Below are 17,394 nucleotides of genomic sequence, written 5' to 3'. Positions count from 1 at the left end.
GCGTTCAAGCAGCCTCCGCGGCCTGTCTGAGCATCCCGGCTGTTCCTGCAGCTTGGTCCGTCACTACGATCGCTTTCACGGGAATTGTCTCCTTAGATATTTGTTGGTTTGGGGGTACATTACTACTCTGGTTTTTCGGAGCCATCGCGCCGCGAATCCTGGATTTTTGTGACTTTCAACCGGCTGACTTTCGCGCCCTTATTGCCAGTCGCGACTGGTGTCCGCGTCGCCTAGAAGCTTGCGACGGAAGCCTGCAAAGGAGCAGCTCAGACCAGGTTCAACCTTGGCGTGGCGCGCGTTTTGGTCCCACATTCCCGGGCATCCCAAGCTCGGCACCTTGCAGCGAACAACGACGGTTTCGGTCCAATACTCTGCACGCCCTTCGGCAGATTCTTCCAAGGAACGAGGCCGAGGAAGTCTATCTTGGGCTGTACGCCTTGGTGGACGGGTTCTGGATCCCGCAGCTCATCGATCCAGAGAGCTTTACGATGGACGATGCGCGCGGGAGGGAAGATGTCAGCCTTCTGGCATGTTCAACAGGATTTCCAACCGTTGCACGATCACGGCACGTCCCAGAGGAGTTTGCGCACGAACGGTCAATCGCGGAGGGTCTTCGGGTCGACATTGCGGATGTGCGTGTCGGTCTGATTACCGATCACCGCGACGGAGCTAATCGGCATAGCGTTCGACAGCTTGTTTCGCCAGATCTGTGCCGAGCAGGCACTGGCGACACCCGAAGGCCGGCAGGTGCTGGCACCGTTTGCGTTCGTCTCCGCCTGGGATGTTCCTTCTCGCTCGTTTGAGCTCTGTGACCGCCCGGTCGAGATAGACCGTGTTCCAGTGGACGATCGCGCTGGGGCCCGATGCGCGGAATGCCTGACTTTCGAACGACCGGTCGCCGATTTCGCCACGCTCATAGAAGAAGCTGCGCGTTTGAGTTTGTGCGCTGCCTCGCTCTTGTTGAGGCCGGCTTGGCAGCGCGGGCGGTGAATGCGGTCAATCACTCATGCCCGCCAAAGCTGGTGCCTGCGCGCGTGGGGCAACTCTCGACGCATATGCACCGTTAAGACGATTGCCAGGGAGAATCGTCATGAATAGCGCGGACCCGACCCTCCGGATTCAGCCTGAAGTGCTCGTTGCAATTAGCGCCTTCCTCAACCAGGTCCAAAGAGACCTGAAACCAATTGCTCTCTCAGAGGCCCTAGCAGCAATAAGACAGATCTTTCCTGAACTGGAAATCTCCGACGCCGATCTTGCCGACGCCATCGCGAGTGAAGCTCTATCGGCTGGCGTCGGCATTGAGTTCGACGTGCTTAAGACGCGAAAGGTGCTCGAACGGAGGGCAATCGAACGATGGGAGAATGAAGGCGACGCTAGCGGAAGGAAGAAGAACTCAGATCGGGCTCAAAGCGACGCGTCGCAGCGAGCTAAAACCGACGACACCAATGGCACGAAGCGACGGGCAAACGAATCTAAGGCGCGGCATCGGTTGATCTAACTAGGTCACTGGACCTGACCGGGAGAGATAGTTGCCGTAACCGGCGCCGATCTCGTCCCGCAGCGGCGCCTTTCACGAGCGCGTGCTCAAGGGAATTGAGGCAAATCAACTTGTTTCCAAGCAAGACAGGTCAATATTCACCCGTCCTTTTGTGGGCTTTTTTGCAATGAGTCGTACGGGAGGTTTCCTGCTGACCATGTTCATCACCATGGCGGCGGCCGCCGGTGTGGTTTTCTTGCTTTACAGGACTGCGCTTGGTCCTATGCGCGACGCCGCCAGCCGAGGCAGTCTTGTCGCCAACCTCGACATGGGTCGGATCGAATACGCCGATGGCGGTGCGGGCATTCCGCTCCTATCGATCCACGGCGCAGGCGGCGGCTTTGACCAAGGCCTTGCCCTTGCTGCCGATCTTGTGGGTGAGGGCTTTCGGGTCATCGCGCCGTCACGCTTGGGCTATCTGCGCACGCCCGTTCCGCAAGACCCCTCGCCAGCCGCGCAGGCTGATGCGCACGCGGCGTTGCTTTCCAAACTGAATGTTCCCAAAGCGGTGGTTGTCGGCGTTTCGGCGGGTGCGCGTTCCGCTGTCGAGCTGACACTCCGGCACCCGGGCAAGGTCGCCGCTCTCATCCTGATCATTCCAGCCCTTTATTCGCCCACCAGTCCGATCTCGATCGAAGTGGGCCGCGGCAACAGGTTCGCATTCTGGGCCATCAACGCCGGCGGCGATTTCGCTTGGTGGGCGACCGAGAAGACCGCGCCTTCAGTGCTTGTTCGCTTCGTCGGCGTTCGACCGGCGCTGGTAGCGGCTGCGCCTCAGGCCGAGCGGCACCGCATCATGAACTTCGTCAGGAGCGTTGGGCCGTTGTCGCTGCGCTTTTTTCAATATCGATAGCGCCCCCGAGTTACATGAATGCCGTTGGAAGAAATCACAGCGCCGACAATGATCATCTCCGCGCGCGACGACCTGTTCAACACGCTGCCGGCAGCTGAGTTCGCGGCAGGCAATATTCCCGGTGCCAAGCTGGTCATCTACAACACTTGGCAGACATCTTTTGGTTGGACAAGTGCAGGAGGTTCGCACGTTTTTGGCTAGCGCGGTGCTGACCCCGTCATCCGATAGCCCGAGTCGGTGACACAATATCGAGCCACTCTCCTGAGGGCCCTCGCCCCGCCAAAAGCAAAGATCGCACTCCAGCTTCAATATTCGCAACAACGACATCAATGTCGCTGGTGCTACTCGATATCAGCGGCGGACCCGCATCATCAACGTGTCGCGGCTTCCAGCCCAATGGCGGGCCAGCCGACACAGATAGGCGACGACTAATTCGCCGCCGTACTTTCAAGAGGTCGCTCACTGGGAATGGTCCGTTCCGCGCCCGGCTTCGCGCCGGCGCGCCTAATTGCACATGCTTGTAATTCGCGACAGTCATCGGCTGACCTCAGAGGAACCATGAGAAGAGCAGCGGGTTTGGATTGATGCCGACACGTTCGGCGTATCCATCGTCCAAGGGAGGACATAATGAGACCAGCAACCGCAACTATGGCCGCTAGCGTGATGGTGACACTGTTGGCCTCGCCAGCGCTGGCACAGATGAACGGGACACCCACACCAGCAGCACCGGCACAGCAGCAGGGAGCCGAACAATCTCCCGGAAACGCCCAGACCCAGGGCTCCATGCGCGAAATGATGCGTCAGATGATGCGTGAAATGATGCAGGAAAGAATGCAAGAGGACCGCAACCCCCAGGCAGAACGGAGCGGCGGCGGCCGATGGCACCGCGACTTCCGAGAGGGTCCGCCTGAAGGGCGCAGCATGAGGGAAGGCCGCCATGGTATGGGAGCCAGGATGATGCATGGCGCAGGGATGCGCATGATGTTTGCGATAATGGACGCCAACGGCGATGGCGCGCTGTCGCAGAACGAGGTTCAAGATTTGGTTGGGCGGATATTCAACGCTGTCGACAACAATGGCGATGGCAATATCGACATGGAAGAAATTCAAACTTTCTTCCATGGCGCGTCCGATCAGCCACCCGAATAATCCATTGCCGGTGTCCCGGACCGGCGGCGCGGAGGACAGGATCCTCGAAAGCGACCGTGATCGGCGAGCTGTCGCCGCGCATGACCGCGCGTGCTCTAACAGCGGATACTCGGTCTGGAGCAGCGTCGGCAGGCGCCGGTTCGGATCCCGTTCGAGGGAGTTCGGCCCAACGCTCAAGACGTTCGCTGCTCGACATCGCCTGACGGGGTGTATCTGTGATTGCTCAAGCGCCTGATACGCTTTCTGCCGGATCAAGCCGGAAGTAGGTGGGACCAACTATCGTCGAATAGGAGGCCCACAATGAACGATCGTCTCTTTCCAGTCCCATACGGACTTTTGGCCGGGTTATCGCAACTCAGCAACATCTTTGCCCTGGGCCGCGATGATGAACGCATCCCGCGCCTTGCTTGGCGGCATCTGTCCGATGGTCGCCCCGAACTGCGCGGCGACCCGATCGGCCCTGGCGAAATCAATAGGGCTCGGGCGCAAGGCGGCATCGCCTACACCCCGCTGCGGAAGAAAAACCAAAACGGGCTGCTCGTGCGGTGAACGCGACGACGACTGCGGTGTCAATCAAGTCACCCCGAAGAAAGTCCGCAAGGCACCTGCCAGAGCCTGACGGGCTGCATGTAGTCGAGGTGCCAGCCTATCGCGGGTCTGAACGCGGCGAATTCTCGCCTTTCGGCAAGGTTTGCCGCACCTTCCTGCGCTTGGGCAGCACTGAATGTTCAAGCCGTCATGTCGACCAGCGCGTGAACGCCAGCTTTTCGGCCTATCGACAGTGTCGGCAGTTGGCGCGGATACCATCGAAGAACTCGGCTCGCTGGCAGATCGATTGTTCGCCATCCAGGATTTTGGCGATTGAAGTGCAGATGCATTGGCATACCGACGCTACGCTAGGCTGGAGCGGCAGTGACCACCGATTTCAACCCATGATGTCGGAGGATCGGCGTATTGTTTCGAGATCTTTTTTCCTTCCGGTCCCAACCTCGATCCCGAAAATGTCCTCCGCCGTCTCGACCATTAGACGGGCGCCTTGTGCCAGCCGCGAGAGCCATTCGGAACTGACAAGGCTAGCTGTTTAGTCCGGGCATTTGCTGGAGCGCCTGTTCTCCCTTCTGCTTGGAATTATGGGAATCGAAGATGGAATTCATTACGAATTATGCGGGGATGCTTTTGGCAATGCCGCTGCATGAAACTATCGCGTATCTGAAATACGGGAAAGTTTCATGCAGCTTGAAAGTTCGGCAACCGAGGGATCCCGATATGATGGTCCATGATCCTCAGCAAGGCGGGAAGGATAAATCGATGTCCTCGGAGAAACGTCGGATGATGCGGAATAATTCGAGCCCGGCGTTTCGGCCTTGTGAGACAGCGTTATCCTGCGGCGTTCTATTTGACGGTGCGCATTCGCCATGATGCGCATCGTCGAGACTGAAATCCGCGGCAAATTCTACACTCGAGACGTGCAAATAGCAGAGGCTATACCAAAGGCCTAAACCCGATCAGTTTCGCCAGATCTAATGTGCATGGGCGAGCCTTGATCATGCGAGTTCGCTAAATAGTGGCACGGTCGGAGCGTGCGCGTCGATTGCCTTCACGACGGTGGCGGCCAGGGGAAGATGCGTTGTCTCAGCCGCCCATACTTGCCGAAATCTTTGGACGGTTTCCGCGGCAGTGTCGACGGCAAGCTTTTCCGGTAGAAGTGCCTTGGCCGCCAGATGCCGAAGCTCATCGGTATCAAGTTTGGCCATCTTTTTCGTGCGAGAGTAATTAAGCGCAGCCGTATCCTCGCCCTTCATATAGGGGATGGTCGACACCAGGTCGTAGGCCGGCGAGAGCGCGGCCGAGCGCCGGTCCGGATAGATCAGCGACCAGTTCTTGAGGTGCATGTCGCCATTGCCGATCAGCGCGCTGAAGACGAGGCGGCGAATGAACTCGGCCGCGCCAACATGGCCCGTCTCGGTGCCGATCACGCGCGCGATGTTGGCGTAACTTGCACGCTTGTACTTGTCGTCCGGGAATACCCCGAACACCTGCGCGAAATCTTCGGTGTGGACAGGACCGTCAAGGGTTCGGTCGAAGCGGGCGACAGCAAGCGCCTGCCCTTTTAATTCACCCACTCCTTCGGGAATACCGGCGATTGCATCGAGATCGACCAGGTTGATGATGGGTACCTCCATGCCGATCATCCGGGCGATCGTCATCATCGAAAACTCGTTTTCCGGAACGCCAGTGAACTGCTGGGACGGGAGCTTCACAATCCAAGATCCCCCGACGCCCTTGGCGGGAATGGTCAGGCCGCCGCCCTTCCCTGCGTTCTGAAACGCAGAGAACTTGAGTTGCACACCGGCGAGCGAGAAGCGTAGCGCATTGAGTTTGGCGTTCTTCGGAAGATCCTCGTGATCACCAGGAGGAAGGCCGTCACCCACCGCAGGATGGATCGAGAGTGCTCCGGGCAGGTCGAGCCCCAGCACCCAGAGCAGGAAGAATTCGCGCTGCTGATTGACCCCGGCCCGCTCGGCAAGATAGCGACGCAAGCCACCCTCCGGCAACAGGTTCGAGAAGAATGGCGGCACGACCCTTTGTGTCGGACGGATTCTGGTGATGAGGCCGCCCAGGTCGTCCTTGAACGACAGGCTGAGGGTCGGCCGATCCGGGTTATCGACGTAGTCTTCGTTGAACGCAAATATCGTCCGATCGCCCTGAAGGTGGGTTAGCGTGCCAATAGGCTCGTCGTAGAGCCGTACATCCAAAACCGAGACATCAGGCATCCGCATCTCCATCGTCCAGGGAATAGGCAGCTCGCGGTTCCGACGGAACGGGATGGGCGATCGAGTTGCGAAGGCGCTGCAGGTTCTGCGCGATGTCGTGCAAGATGGGTGCTGCTTGGACGCTCGACTGATAGCGCTCGAGGCGGGCGATCAGTTCGCGCACGAGCTGCATCTCTTGATCGCTGAGATTCGCCCGCCGCAGAAAGCGTAGCGTATCCTCGATACKATCGAGGTCCGCTGAGCTGCCGTAAAGGTGCTTCATTTTCTTGACTAGGCGCTCGGCACGGACAAAACGCTTGTCGTTTAGCTGACCGGCATGAATATGCATGTCCGGCGTCGCTTGAGCCTTGACCAGGCCGAGCACCGCCGACACGAGCTTTTTCGGCACGAGCATGACCTCGAGATCGAGCGCCCGTGTCAGGTCTATGAAACTGGAAAGTCCCGGCTCCATCTTGCCGCTCTCGATTTGCGAGATATGGCTCTGCGTCAGCCCGGCGCGCTCGCTGAGCGCACGTTGACTAACGCCGGAAGCCTCGCGAACCTCGCGTACTTGCGCGATCAGGTTTTCGCTTTGGTATGCCATGATATCGAAATCCGGATCAAAAAGGGCAAAGTGATCAGGATATTATATCTACCATGTCGCACGTACCCCGTCTAGTCATTGATACAGCATAATGATCATATAGTCGCACTGATATATAATACTGTATAGGATCCTATCGGGTTGCGCTTGCCCCGCAACAAATTCTGTCAGCCTTCAGCAACACTTTCGCGATGTCGACGCTTCCCTTTTCCTCACGGGGAAGTCTCCATCCGTTCCGGCGTCAGCCCCACCGCGCAGCGGCCAAAGCAAATGAGTGAGGCTGGGATTGCCGGGCGCGCCGAGCAGCATCAATTCTTCAGGATTGGTGCCCCAATCGAGAGGTCGCAGATAATTCGCGCCTTGGACACTCGCTTCTTTGAACCGAAAAGGGCCTTAAGCGCTCAATCACCCAGAACGCGACGGCGCATCTGACGTCGTAACCAGCAACAACCGCCTGGACCGCGCTACGCACCTGCGTGTGATCTAGAAACCGCGCTTGGCTTTCCGCTGTTCGCGATGATTCAGGACTTTTCTTCATAATGCTCAAACCAACGTAGGTGCTAGCCMACATCTAAGAGAAAGGCACGACATCGAGAATGCTCAATTCACCCGATAATTTTAAGGCCCGTTGGGTGGCGGCTCTTGTTGCCACCCACATCCCTTCGATCCCGAAGTCCTCAAGAGCTTTCCCAAGAGCGTCGTGGAAGGGCCAAACCGCTCTTCGAGGTGCCCGGGTCAGCGGAGGCCTCATTCACCATGTAATCTTTTCAGCAATCATCACGAATTTTCGCATGTATTGCTGAAATGGAGCTAAACCAATTACTTATCCAGCAAAGACGCCGCTCCGACCAAGATCAACCCGGGGGTTTAGCCTTGTCCGGATCATCCCCTGGCGCCGACAGGAGGCCCGCGGTGGCAACGGCGAACGAGACGCCGGAACACCCGCAGCGCGAGACCTCGCGCGTCATGGTGCATTCGATCCGAAAAAGGCGCGCATCGATGTCGAACCGGCGGAGGACAAGCGGCACGGCCCCATGGTGACGGCATAGGTTAAGCGAACGCATCACCGTTGCTCTTGCCGATGTCAGGCGTTCGGCAGGCTCGCTCAATGCGCGGTGGGTCGCGGCTCTCGATCATTCCGCGACCGAGCCAACTGGCGCTGCCGCCTCATTTTGGCATGGCAGCCCGTTCGACGGAGAGTCGCTACGCCCAACTGCCTTACAATCGGGTAATCTCGGTCACCCTTATGACAATGTCATTCTGACGGAAATCATCGGCCAACTTTCCTTTCAGCGTTTGCCAATACGGGGCCTCCAGCGTCTCGGCCATGATCTCAAACAGCACGACATCGTCGTGCCGACTACCGCCGACGCCGTCGTTCCACAAGCCATTGGCTGGCGAACGCATGTAAGCCGTCACACCACCGAATCTCTCGGCGAGCTCCTCCTGAAGTTCCCTGTAAAGCTGCGTTGCGAACGGCGTTCCGGAATTGTCTTTTAACGGGAGAAGCATCTCAACCAAAACCATTAGGAAACCCTTTGCGTCAGTGCTTCAATAATGAAGTTGGAATGGGGAGGTTCCTTGGGATTCGCGTAGGAGGGGCATCAGCATCGGGTTCGTCTCCACATGTGCCTCGAAATTGCCCACCATCCCATATCCACTTGATTCTGCCGCGTTCCCTACTGGTCAGGCTATCGTGTCCGACCCGGGCTTACTGCGTTCGTGGTGAACCAGTTTGAAACCTGGCGCAGAATTGCCCCATGGTTCGTCCGACCTTAACATCCGTTGCTTCTGGTGGATTCGAAATCGGAGCCCAACACGCTCGGCAGTGTCGCTCCAGACGATACGCGGCAACCCGGGTCCGCAACGCTTCAGTGGATGGCTGCCCGGCCAGTCACGACGATGAGAATCAAAGTAACCAACGCTCGCAGGCCGCCCCTACGAGCTAGTGTCCGTCGCCGGCGGCTGGCAGCACCGGAAGAAGGCCTTTGGAGACATCATCCACGCCGCCTTCGGCACGGCCGGGAAGGGGACAAAAGAACTGTCGCAGTCAGAGGCGCTGGTCTTGATGTGCATTGCCTATTTCCAGCCGATCACGGTCCACATGAAATCGTCAGCCGAACTGCCAACGGAATGGACACGCCAATAGCTCGCATTGCCCTTGGCAGGGCTCTCCATTGTCGTATTCGTTCTTTCGAGCAGGTCGAAATAGATGTCCTCAGAAGGGATGTAGAAAACTGGCTCGCGTCCTTCTTCCCCCAGCACTTTCGCCCGGTGCTGGCCACGACGATGGCGTCGGAAAATCGCATCTGAATTCTCCCAGTACGGGATGGATGGCCTGACGGCGTTCCAGCTTTGCGACCCGCCAAAATGAAATGCAGGAGGAATGAGGTTCCGCCCCATCAAGAATGTCATGAGCGGGCGCCTTACGCTTACCCTGGCCACCCGAGAACTTCGCCAAAAGCTGCCAAACTTGCTGCGGAGCTTTAAAGCGCAGGACATCCGAGCGGAAGAAGGACCTGTGATCCCTGAGAGCGCCGCCGCAGGTCAGACCCAATGCGGAACTCGCGACTGGAATCGAAACTAAGGAGTTCCGCGATTGCGCTGATTGTCAACGCTGTGGTCTTCGGTTTCTCGATCGCCTGCGGACCCACGCAGGCCCTCCGAAAGAAACCGAACGGGATATGCTTGCACCGACAGCATTTTACCCGTCTTGCGTTCGAAGCAGATGAAGCCTCCCACGAATCGCCGCCATGTTGGCGACGGTGGGATTAGTCATCGTCGATCCGGACACGTTGAGAATCCTTGTCCTGATCCGGCCTTGCAGTGCCTATCGACGGGCGGGCCCTTGACCTACCGGTCAGTCAGATTTTGGCGGGCGGAACCACAAAGAACTTTCCCCGTCATAGACGCAGATTCCTGTGCAGCCACGGAGTTGACATCAATGTTTAAGCTCCTTCCCGTCGTCGCCGCTCTACTCGCCCTCGCATGCGGCGGGACGGAGGCGGCCAGTTTGGACCAACTCTCCGTCAATCAGGCCCAATTAGGCGTCGGTCCACTCAAGGGCATCAATCCAGCCTTGCTGAAAGCGCAGATCCTTCTGGATCGTGATTCTCGCCGGGCCTGATCGATGGACGTCCTTCAGAGAACTTCGCCAAGGCTGTTAGCGCCTTTCAGATCGCGAACGGATTCGTGTCCGATGGCAGCTTACTCGGGAGACCTGGGACAGGCTGATGGCCACCTCCGCCAGTCTGGCTCTGGTAACTTACGAGGTAACGCGCAAGGATTTGCGCGGACCCTTCACCAAGCGGATCCCGACCCGCATGGAGAGGATGGGCCGTCTGCCGCGGCTGGGCTATCGCAACGCCGTGGAAAGGTTGGCGGAGCGCTTCCATATTGGGAGCGATGACAAGCCGGCACCGAGCGGCATGGCAGAGATCAAACGCGTGGTGCACAATCCAACCTATCACTACGATCCGCGCTTCGCTTTCAAAGGAGTGAAGACCAAGCGGCCTTTCACCATCGCTGCTGGGCCGAACAATCCCGTCGGGTCGGTGTGGATCGACCTCTCGATCGAGAGCTATGGCATCCACGGCACACCCGAACCTGGCAAGATCGGCGCGACCTTCTCCCACGGCTGCATCCGCCTGACCAACTGGGATGCCGAGGACCTCGCCTCTATGGTGCAGAAAGGCACAAAAGTTAACTTCAAGGACGACATGACGGACGCAAGCGTCAAGCTGGCCGATTAGACTGCGCGCATTTGGCGATTCGCTCTCAACGAACCAAGATGCTGTTCGGCGCCGTTGCTCTGCACCGTGGAGACCGTCTTCGCCATGCTGTGAAGCGGTCTATTTCAAAGTGGACAGAAACACCCGAATGGACTTTGACCCGGCTGGGTCGCATGGCTTGGAATATCAAGCCAGGGCAAACCCCAACGTCATCGCTGACCGCGCCATTGCCGTCGATTCCGCACCCTTTGAAGATTTCCGCTCAGTGATGGCAAAAACATGCGCCCCCCAACTGGCGCCAAACCGCCTGAGCCACGGCTACCTGCGCTTCTCGCGCTCAAGTCGACTCGACGGCTCCTTGTGCTCGGGGACCTACCTGCTCCCAGTCCACCGCAGGTTCGCCCCTCTCTTCAGCCCCATCCAAGCTGACGGTGCTTTTTCAGCTTATTAACGGACGAAGGGTCGACGGTTATCACGCCACCGCAATCGATACGCACCCTCAGTCTATTGGCTTGGCAATCGACGCCGATGACATCTCCAACGAGAACAACTTTGTCGCCAGCGCGGGTTCTGGGTGGGGGATCGACCGCATAGGCTTGACCATAGGACGGAATGCTTACTCTGGCGCGCCCACTAGGGAGAACCTCGATGACGGTAGAGATCAGCTGAACCTCGTCACCGATTTCAAATTTCCGAGGCACGCTATGATGCAGCATGGCTTCCTCCGCCACTTACCAAGAATAATGCCGGCAAACAAACTTGGTTGCGGGAAAATGGAAACAAACGACAGGGCTGATCAACGGCACCGAGGACATCGCGAGCGATCCGGCGCCAGATCCGCCACTACCTTTCGCGCTGAATCGATGCTGTTTAAATGAGCGATGCCTTCCCTTCTTAGGTTCGCGCCATTTCAAAATTGGTCCCAGGCGACCTCGAAAACGTTGAAGTCGAAATCGGCGCCGGGTCGCCTCCAGCACCCGTTTCAGGAACGCCAGCGTGGCCGACCGTTCCTCTCGGCCGAAGACCACGAACCGAAGCCACCGTGGCGGATGCGATCGCGGCGCTCGACAAGCAAGGCCTGCCATTGAAGATAATGCAAATCTGCATTATCTACTCATAATGGATGAAATTGGAGCGGCCAAAATGACGACGCTGACTGTGACGGCACGGGGACAGGTGACCTTCCGCAAGGACGTGCTTCAGCATCTGGGCATCAGGCCCGGCGAAAGAATCGAACTTGACTTGCTTCCCGACGGTCGAGCCGAATTGAAGGCGGCGCGGCCAAAGGGATCATTCCGGGAACTCTACGGGTTTCTTAAGGGCAAGACGAATGGGCGGGTGTTGAGCATCGATGAGATGAATGAGGCAATCGCGGAAGCGGGTGCTGCAGCTGGATCGAGCAGGGAATGAAAGTCGCAGCCGACACTAACGTTCTGCTGCGAGCCTGTGTCGCCGACGACAACCGACAGGCGGAGGCGGCCGTCGACCTCCTGGCAAAGGCGGACATTGTGGCCGTTAGCCTTCAGGCCCTTTGCGAATTCGCATGGGTTCTGGGCCGACAGTATGAAACCGCACGCTTAGACATAGTAGCGGCAATCCGAGCCTTGGCGAACACCGCAAATGTCGCCGTCAACCGCCCCGCTGTCGACGCAGGACTTGCAATGCTGGAGGCCGGCGGCGATTTTGCGGACGGCGTGATTGCCTTCGACGGCGAATGGCTTGGCGGGGGGACATTTGTCTCTTTTGACCGTAAGGCGGTTAAATTGCTGTCAGCGCAAGGGCGTTCCGTCCAGCTTCTTTCATAGCTGTCTGTCTTCGCGCGTATCGATTGGTGTTGTCTGGCGCCGCTGGCGATATAAAGCCCGTGAGAGACGATGGGTCCGCAACTGGCCACACGAGATCAACTGTCATCTACATTTATCGGCGCCCCAGATAGATGTCGCGAACGGTGTGATCCTCTCCATGGTTTCGAACGGACCGGAAGCGGAAACAGCGCTTGACTTCCTGGGGCGGGAAGGCGTTCTGCTGCCCATTTAACAAATGAGGTTGACCTTCGGGAACTCTTATGCGGGTCAGCGTTGAGCGTGTCGGGGAAATGTCCACGCTCTCGAGAGAGACTTTGCCGGCTGCCGCCACCGGCTCCATACTTTCCTTGCCAAACACCCGTGGCCTCGTGACCCCGTGGGAGGAACTCCCAATTGAGGCTGGACCCATAGGAATCGGCGCTTTCTCCAGCTCGCACTCGGATCAGCTCAAGCTGCCAGCGAGCGCGACCGATACCGGGGACCGGCAAGGGACTGGAGGGGAGCGCGGTGACGCGCCAGCGGGTGACGCGGCGGTTGGTTGTCCAAAATCGGTCGCCTCGGTTTGTCGGCGCCAGCGGCGGATGGCGATGCCGATGTTGCCGGAGGTTTCGGCGGTTCCGAGCAGGGATAGCAACAGCCGAGGCCTGCTGGCTCCGCCAAAAGACGCACTTACGCCAATTGTTCCTTATAGCCGCTCATAGCGGCGGTCAGGGAGTGCGCGGGCGGGACCTGTAATCACGGATTGAGGAGGCGCAGCATCGGAGCATGTACGCGTCCCTTTGACGACGAGTTAGGCCGTGCTTACACATTTCGGAGATGAGAGGAATTCGCGGTCTGGAACATAATCGACAACCGCTCGTTCAAAGTAGGTGCAGGGCTTAACGGAATTTGTAGTCGCCAGAACGCATAGGGCCGCAAGCCTACCGGGGGCACGGATTACTCGCCCAAAGACCGGTCCACGCAGGTCGCCCTTATAGGGCACTCCCCGAAATGTTGAGCATCTATCCGCAGCGAAGCTCCCCGAAAGCGACCTCAAAGGCGCTCTGGCTGGACCTTATCGACCCAAATACGGCCGAGGTGAAAGAGGTCGAGGGGGTGGCCGGCGTTGCCCTTCCAAGCCGGGAAAATCTCAGCGAGATCGAGAGCTCCAGCCGCCTAAAAGCCCGCGACGGCGTGCTTACCATGAGCGTTCCGATAATCACCCATGTCGAAGGAGGCCCGCCCCTGGTTGCTCCCCTCGGCTTTGTGCTGTCGCGCGACCGCTTGATCACCGTTCGCTTCTCGGCTTTGCCGGCCTTTGAAGCAGTTACTGGTCGCTTTGCCGATTCCGGCGAGCCGCCGACCTCAAGCCTTGAGGTGTTCCTCGATCTTTGCGATGACCTTATCGACCGCCTCGCCGACGGCCTTGAACAGGCCGCGACGGACCTACGCTCCCTTTCGGCAACCGCCTTCCACGTCCCGGACAGCCAAGGGCGTAAGGCTATCCGCTCCAACAATCTCATTCGCGCCCAACTCCGCCATGTTGGCAGGCTGGGTGACACTCTCTCGGAAAAGCGCGATGCGTTACTTGCCCTTGGACGCGCCATCGATTTCGCATGCGGGATGACCCAAGGCTGGGGCGATGGAGAACTCGCGTCAAGAATGGACGGCCTCAAGCTCGACGTAGCGTCGCTCGACAATTACGAGGTTCATCTCTCCGACAAGGTGCAGTTCCTGCTCGACGCTATGGTTGGATTAATCGGCATCGCGCAAAACGACATTTTCAAAATCCTCACGATCGTCTCGATCGTCGGCATTCCTCCAACCCTAGCGGCGAGCATCTACGGCATGAATTTCAAGCACATGCCTGAATACGACTGGGCCTTCGGCTATCCCTATGGTTTGGGGATTATCGCTCTTAGCGCAATTGTTCCACTGGCGTGGTTCAAATGGCGGGGTTGGTTCTAGGGGTGTCCATTCATGCGAGGGGGTGGCAAGGCTCGCACCGGGCCCGATATAGCGTGGTTGAGAATCGCCCGGCGTGACACGGCGGAGCCAGAAAATGTCCTGTCACTCAATCATAGCTGCCGGAAAGAATTGCATCCGGTCCGTTGTCTCACGCTGAACAACAATGCGTTGCGGTACATTTCCACCTGGTTGCGTGCTCCGAAGTCAAAAGGAAATGGTTGCCCATGGGGGATTTCAATGAGATTGGTCTGGATCGCGGCGCCGCTGGCGTTGTTGCTGGGGCTCGGCGTCCAACCGGCGTTCGCCGTCTGTAACATTTCCGATGCAAAGCTCGAAGAGGCTGTCCTCAAGAGCCCGGAATTGCGCAATCCAGAAAATCGCTATCTCGTGCGTGACCTGCGAACCCTTAGGGATGCCGCGTTCCTGCTGTGGTCGTATGGCCTACAGGACGATTGCGAACGCCTGCTCGCCAACATCCGGCAACTGGTTGCCGCGCCATCAATGGCGAAGCTTGGGGGCAACGACGAGGACCTGGCCGATGAACAGGTGGCCGCCGAAGAACCCCAGCGCCATGAGGGTGGCAAGGTTCAGGGCAATCGCGGTGCTCCAGGCGCACGTCCTCTCATCAATATCGACGACCTTGGACCCGGTCTGCGTGTCGACGAGATCGTCGGCTCAGAGGTTCGCGGTTCGGACGACAAGATCGTTGGCGAAGTTCGCAACGTGGTAATTGGAACCAAGGATCGATGGGACTACGCGTTGATTGCCTCAGGCGGCTTTTTCATTGCCGGAAAAGACAGCATCGTCGTCCCGCTTCGGTACATGCAAGTCGACGAGGAGCGACACAGCTTTTATCTGCGCATCTCCAGCGCCGATGTGAAAGCCGTTCCATTGATGCCCGACCAGGAATATCTGTGGCTCGCCGATGAAGCATGGCGAGCGAAGAACGACGCGATCTTCCAGAAGTTGATCCCCGACCCCGGTTCGGCCCGCCGGCGGGGCAGCAACCTACACTAAAGTTCAGTGAGAGTTCGAAACAGTGATATTCTGGTCGCCATGCCTAGCTTGCGGAAATGGTACGCAAGCGCAGCGGGACAGATCGCACTTCTAAAGCTTTGGTTAGCCGAACTTCCTATTGGCCCCGCCGTCTACCCAAGGCGCGGCATCGATGTTCGAATGGCCTAGCCGGCCTTGTCGTGCGGGGCGCCGGCGTTGGTTTGATCGGGGACATCGCAATCGGAATCATCGGCGCGATCATCAGGGACTGGCTGCTGCCCCGCTTAGGCGTCCATCTCGGGAGCGGAACGGTCAGCTTGATCATCAATGCCATCCGTCGGCGCGATCGTACTTCTTCTAATCATGCGGTTGGTTGCTGGTGGCGGTCGTTTTGGTGGCGGATGGAGGGGGCGATCTGGTCGGTGGCGGTAGCCGGAGTTCTGACCCATCGTCCCAAAAGGACGGCCGCAGTCGGGTTTTGCAGGGCCTCAGCCGAAAGCCAGCATTTAGCCGCCGGGTCAATACGCGCAATGCTCCTCGTCGAGATGGGCTTGCGCTATGTCGCGGGTCTCCACGCAATCACGGCTGCTGCTAATCGACTGGTCCAGCAAAGCTCGCACTTGGTCGATCGCGAAGCCGAAATCTCGACACTGCTTGATGAACGTCAAACGTCCCCGATCATCATCATCATAGGTTCGCTGACCTCCGGCGGTTCGCGGCGCGCGAGGCAGCAAGCCAATCTCCTCGTAGTAGCGGAACGGGCAATCCAGTCCGCGTCATCGATCGCCAGGAGGCCTGGAACCCGGTTTTCAAGTCATCGTGGATGCCGCCAAAATTGATGAAGTCATCAAGAGTCTGAGCGGAGACGTCTTCCGCGGCGCAATACCGTATATGCCAGAGAAGGCCAAATCGACGGCCGCCAACGTAGCTGACGCGCGGGTTTCCGCGCAATTCGCTTTGGTCGAATATGCCAAGTCCCTGAAGGATTTTTCTGCCTAGATCAAGAACTGCGGGGAATAGACTTCGCCGCGGCGCTTCCAGCATTTTGCCTTCACCCAGTTCGAGCTCCGACTCACGCAGATCGTCGCAAGATCGAAGTAGTATCCTAGACACCGGGGCGACTAGGTCCCAAACTGCGCCGGCAGCAAACTCGGCTTGTCGTCGCTATCTACGAGCGTTTCCATAAATTGAATCACCCGCAGCACGGGGGCTGACTGGCAAGAGTAGTAGAGGGTTTGTTTGTCCCGCCGACGAGTGACCAATCCGAGCGCGCGCAAATCCTTGAGCTGATGTGATAGAGCGCTTGAGCGAATACCCACTCGCTCCGCCAGATCGCCGACAGATACCTCACCTTCAGTCAAATGGAGCAAAATCAAAAATCGATTTTCGCCGCTCATGCCCCAAAGGAGATCGGCCGCAGGCTGGGCGTAGGTGGCTATCTCTAGCGCCTGGTCCTTCATGACCACAACCAGCCTCGGCGGCCTTCCGGGGAGGCGGCGATTGAAGTCATGCTTTTGAGCCGGAGGGCCGCTTCCATCTGCTCTGCGCAGCGCGGCGGCAAACAAATCCCGCGTCATGTCCCCCGTGGAGGAATAGAAAATTGAATTCTTCTCGCGACGGACACTCAACAAATCAAGTGCCTTTAACTTGGTCATATGCTGTGAGAGCGCTGACGAGCTGAGCCCCAGCTGTTGTCTAAGCTCCTCAACCGAAAGCTCACGGTCGGACAGCAGGCCCATGATTGTAAGCCGGCGCGCATTGCCCAAGACCGTCAGGAATTGCGCGGCCTCTTTGGCCTTGGTCCTGAATTGTTGTGAGATCATTAGCCTACGGCCCCTAATATAGCCCGCCCTAACATAGCTCCGGAACAGCGCTGGCCGCAAGCTATTCGCCAGAACGCTGATTTGATGGGACCGTGAATGCACCTCTCATCCGAAACGATCAGAAGGCTGTCCTTGGATAATCACCCTCCGAGCAACACACCTGTGACCTTGCCTTGTTAGTGGCTGTCTCAAGCGC

General features: G+C 58.2%; 20 protein-coding genes and 6 pseudogenes. 16 read left to right on the top strand and 10 right to left on the bottom strand.

Going from position 1 to position 17,394, the window contains the following annotated elements; genetic code table 11:
• The first annotated feature begins 26 nt into the window (after positions 1-26).
• A complete protein-coding gene (locus tag AB4Z43_RS29410) occupies positions 27-803 on the top strand; it encodes a TetR family transcriptional regulator C-terminal domain-containing protein (RefSeq protein WP_441940349.1) in 777 nt (258 codons plus the stop codon).
• Here the strand turns inward: AB4Z43_RS29410 and AB4Z43_RS29405 are convergent.
• Positions 778-986, bottom strand: a pseudogene (locus AB4Z43_RS29405) (Tn3 family transposase); the annotation flags it as partial. The gene AB4Z43_RS29410 and the pseudogene AB4Z43_RS29405 overlap by 26 nt on opposite strands.
• Positions 987-1,090: 104 nt before the next feature.
• Between AB4Z43_RS29405 and AB4Z43_RS29400 the strand changes: the two are divergent.
• The 4 genes from AB4Z43_RS29400 to AB4Z43_RS29385 all read left to right on the top strand — a co-directional run bounded on the left by AB4Z43_RS29400 (position 1,091) and on the right by AB4Z43_RS29385 (position 3,539).
• Entirely contained in the window at positions 1,091-1,498 is a 408-nt protein-coding gene (locus AB4Z43_RS29400) for a hypothetical protein (protein WP_441940199.1), read from the top strand.
• A gap of 82 nt (positions 1,499-1,580) precedes the next feature.
• On the top strand, positions 1,581-2,390 hold the full coding sequence (locus AB4Z43_RS29395) for an alpha/beta fold hydrolase (RefSeq protein ID WP_441940198.1): 810 nt from the start codon (positions 1,581-1,583) through the stop codon (positions 2,388-2,390).
• A gap of 18 nt (positions 2,391-2,408) precedes the next feature.
• Positions 2,409-2,591, top strand: a complete 183-nt coding sequence (locus AB4Z43_RS29390) for an alpha/beta fold hydrolase (protein WP_441940196.1) — start codon at positions 2,409-2,411, stop codon at positions 2,589-2,591.
• Between the two features lie 426 nt (positions 2,592-3,017).
• Entirely contained in the window at positions 3,018-3,539 is a 522-nt protein-coding gene (locus AB4Z43_RS29385) for an EF-hand domain-containing protein (protein ID WP_441940195.1), read from the top strand.
• Positions 3,540-3,558: 19 nt separating this feature from the next.
• On the opposite strand, the pseudogene AB4Z43_RS29380 reads toward AB4Z43_RS29385, so the two are convergent.
• A pseudogene (locus AB4Z43_RS29380) lies at positions 3,559-3,759 on the bottom strand (hypothetical protein); the annotation flags it as partial.
• 201 nt (positions 3,760-3,960) lie between these two features.
• Here AB4Z43_RS29380 and AB4Z43_RS29375 point away from each other — a divergent pair.
• Both AB4Z43_RS29375 and AB4Z43_RS29370 read left to right on the top strand, forming a co-directional pair.
• Positions 3,961-4,068: pseudogene (locus AB4Z43_RS29375) on the top strand (MucR family transcriptional regulator); the annotation flags it as partial.
• A gap of 195 nt (positions 4,069-4,263) precedes the next feature.
• Positions 4,264-4,404 (top strand): hypothetical protein, encoded by a 141-nt coding sequence (locus AB4Z43_RS29370; RefSeq protein WP_441940193.1) that lies wholly within the window; start codon positions 4,264-4,266, stop codon positions 4,402-4,404.
• Positions 4,405-5,083: 679 nt separating this feature from the next.
• Here AB4Z43_RS29370 and AB4Z43_RS29365 read toward each other — a convergent pair.
• The 3 genes from AB4Z43_RS29365 to AB4Z43_RS29355 form a co-directional block, all read right to left on the bottom strand.
• Positions 5,084-6,313 (bottom strand): type II toxin-antitoxin system HipA family toxin, encoded by a 1,230-nt coding sequence (locus AB4Z43_RS29365; RefSeq protein WP_441940191.1) that lies wholly within the window; start codon positions 6,311-6,313, stop codon positions 5,084-5,086.
• Positions 6,306-6,896, bottom strand: a complete 591-nt coding sequence (locus tag AB4Z43_RS29360) for a helix-turn-helix domain-containing protein (protein ID WP_441940189.1) — start codon at positions 6,894-6,896, stop codon at positions 6,306-6,308. The genes AB4Z43_RS29365 and AB4Z43_RS29360 overlap by 8 nt, the downstream gene beginning before the upstream one ends.
• Before the next feature lie 1,218 nt (positions 6,897-8,114).
• The gene (locus AB4Z43_RS29355) at positions 8,115-8,423 is read right to left on the bottom strand and encodes a hypothetical protein (RefSeq protein ID WP_441940187.1); all 309 of its coding nucleotides are present in this window, start codon (positions 8,421-8,423) and stop codon (positions 8,115-8,117) included.
• Positions 8,424-8,820: 397 nt separating this feature from the next.
• On the opposite strand from AB4Z43_RS29355, the pseudogene AB4Z43_RS29350 reads away from it, so the two are divergent.
• A pseudogene (locus AB4Z43_RS29350) lies at positions 8,821-8,994 on the top strand (SMC-Scp complex subunit ScpB); the annotation flags it as partial.
• On the opposite strand, the gene AB4Z43_RS29345 reads toward AB4Z43_RS29350, so the two are convergent.
• Positions 8,976-9,299: a DUF427 domain-containing protein gene (locus tag AB4Z43_RS29345; protein ID WP_441940347.1), complete on the bottom strand. Its 324-nt coding sequence runs from the start codon at positions 9,297-9,299 to the stop codon at positions 8,976-8,978. The pseudogene AB4Z43_RS29350 and the gene AB4Z43_RS29345 overlap by 19 nt on opposite strands.
• Positions 9,300-9,840: 541 nt before the next feature.
• On the opposite strand from AB4Z43_RS29345, the gene AB4Z43_RS29340 reads away from it, so the two are divergent.
• Positions 9,841-10,023 carry a hypothetical protein gene (locus AB4Z43_RS29340; protein ID WP_441940185.1) on the top strand — a complete coding sequence of 61 codons (183 nt, stop codon included), beginning with the start codon at positions 9,841-9,843 and terminating at the stop codon, positions 10,021-10,023.
• A 106-nt stretch (positions 10,024-10,129) separates the two neighbouring features.
• The gene (locus AB4Z43_RS29335; RefSeq protein ID WP_441940183.1) at positions 10,130-10,648 is read left to right on the top strand and encodes a L,D-transpeptidase; all 519 of its coding nucleotides are present in this window, start codon (positions 10,130-10,132) and stop codon (positions 10,646-10,648) included.
• 389 nt (positions 10,649-11,037) lie between these two features.
• On the opposite strand, the gene AB4Z43_RS29330 is transcribed toward AB4Z43_RS29335, so the two are convergent.
• The gene (locus AB4Z43_RS29330) at positions 11,038-11,343 is read right to left on the bottom strand and encodes a hypothetical protein (protein WP_441940181.1); all 306 of its coding nucleotides are present in this window, start codon (positions 11,341-11,343) and stop codon (positions 11,038-11,040) included.
• Between the two features lie 427 nt (positions 11,344-11,770).
• Between AB4Z43_RS29330 and AB4Z43_RS29325 the strand changes: the two genes are divergently transcribed.
• Positions 11,771-12,037, top strand: coding sequence for an AbrB/MazE/SpoVT family DNA-binding domain-containing protein (locus tag AB4Z43_RS29325; protein ID WP_441940179.1), 267 nt, complete (start codon positions 11,771-11,773; stop codon positions 12,035-12,037).
• On the top strand, positions 12,034-12,432 hold the full coding sequence (locus tag AB4Z43_RS29320; protein ID WP_441940177.1) for a type II toxin-antitoxin system VapC family toxin: 399 nt from the start codon (positions 12,034-12,036) through the stop codon (positions 12,430-12,432). The genes AB4Z43_RS29325 and AB4Z43_RS29320 overlap by 4 nt, the downstream gene beginning before the upstream one ends.
• Before the next feature lie 413 nt (positions 12,433-12,845).
• On the opposite strand, the pseudogene AB4Z43_RS29315 reads toward AB4Z43_RS29320, so the two are convergent.
• Positions 12,846-13,045: pseudogene (locus tag AB4Z43_RS29315) on the bottom strand (damage-inducible protein); the annotation flags it as partial.
• Between the two features lie 377 nt (positions 13,046-13,422).
• On the opposite strand from AB4Z43_RS29315, the gene AB4Z43_RS29310 reads away from it, so the two are divergent.
• From AB4Z43_RS29310 to AB4Z43_RS29300, 3 genes and pseudogenes are all read left to right on the top strand, one after another.
• Entirely contained in the window at positions 13,423-14,379 is a 957-nt protein-coding gene (locus AB4Z43_RS29310; protein ID WP_441940176.1) for a magnesium transporter CorA family protein, read from the top strand.
• A 237-nt stretch (positions 14,380-14,616) separates the two neighbouring features.
• Positions 14,617-15,396 carry a PRC-barrel domain-containing protein gene (locus AB4Z43_RS29305; RefSeq protein ID WP_441940174.1) on the top strand — a complete coding sequence of 260 codons (780 nt, stop codon included), beginning with the start codon at positions 14,617-14,619 and terminating at the stop codon, positions 15,394-15,396.
• Positions 15,397-15,575: 179 nt separating this feature from the next.
• Positions 15,576-15,807, top strand: a pseudogene (locus tag AB4Z43_RS29300) (GlsB/YeaQ/YmgE family stress response membrane protein).
• Between the two features lie 86 nt (positions 15,808-15,893).
• Here AB4Z43_RS29300 and AB4Z43_RS29295 read toward each other — a convergent pair.
• Entirely contained in the window at positions 15,894-16,145 is a 252-nt protein-coding gene (locus tag AB4Z43_RS29295) for a MerR family transcriptional regulator (protein WP_441940345.1), read from the bottom strand.
• Positions 16,146-16,194: 49 nt separating this feature from the next.
• Between AB4Z43_RS29295 and AB4Z43_RS29290 the strand changes: the two genes are divergently transcribed.
• The gene (locus AB4Z43_RS29290; RefSeq protein ID WP_441940172.1) at positions 16,195-16,374 is read left to right on the top strand and encodes a hypothetical protein; all 180 of its coding nucleotides are present in this window, start codon (positions 16,195-16,197) and stop codon (positions 16,372-16,374) included.
• 122 nt (positions 16,375-16,496) lie between these two features.
• Here the strand turns inward: AB4Z43_RS29290 and AB4Z43_RS29285 are convergent, their stop codons facing one another.
• Positions 16,497-17,198, bottom strand: a complete 702-nt coding sequence (locus tag AB4Z43_RS29285) for a metalloregulator ArsR/SmtB family transcription factor (RefSeq protein WP_441940170.1) — start codon at positions 17,196-17,198, stop codon at positions 16,497-16,499.
• Positions 17,199-17,394: the final 196 nt, after the last annotated feature.

Origin of the sequence: Mesorhizobium sp. 2RAF45 (assembly GCF_052115225.1) — a bacterium.
Classification (GTDB): domain Bacteria; phylum Pseudomonadota; class Alphaproteobacteria; order Rhizobiales; family Rhizobiaceae; genus Mesorhizobium; species Mesorhizobium jarvisii.
Note: the sequence above shows the minus strand (reverse complement) of the source record. Positions and strands in the feature narration are given on the sequence as shown.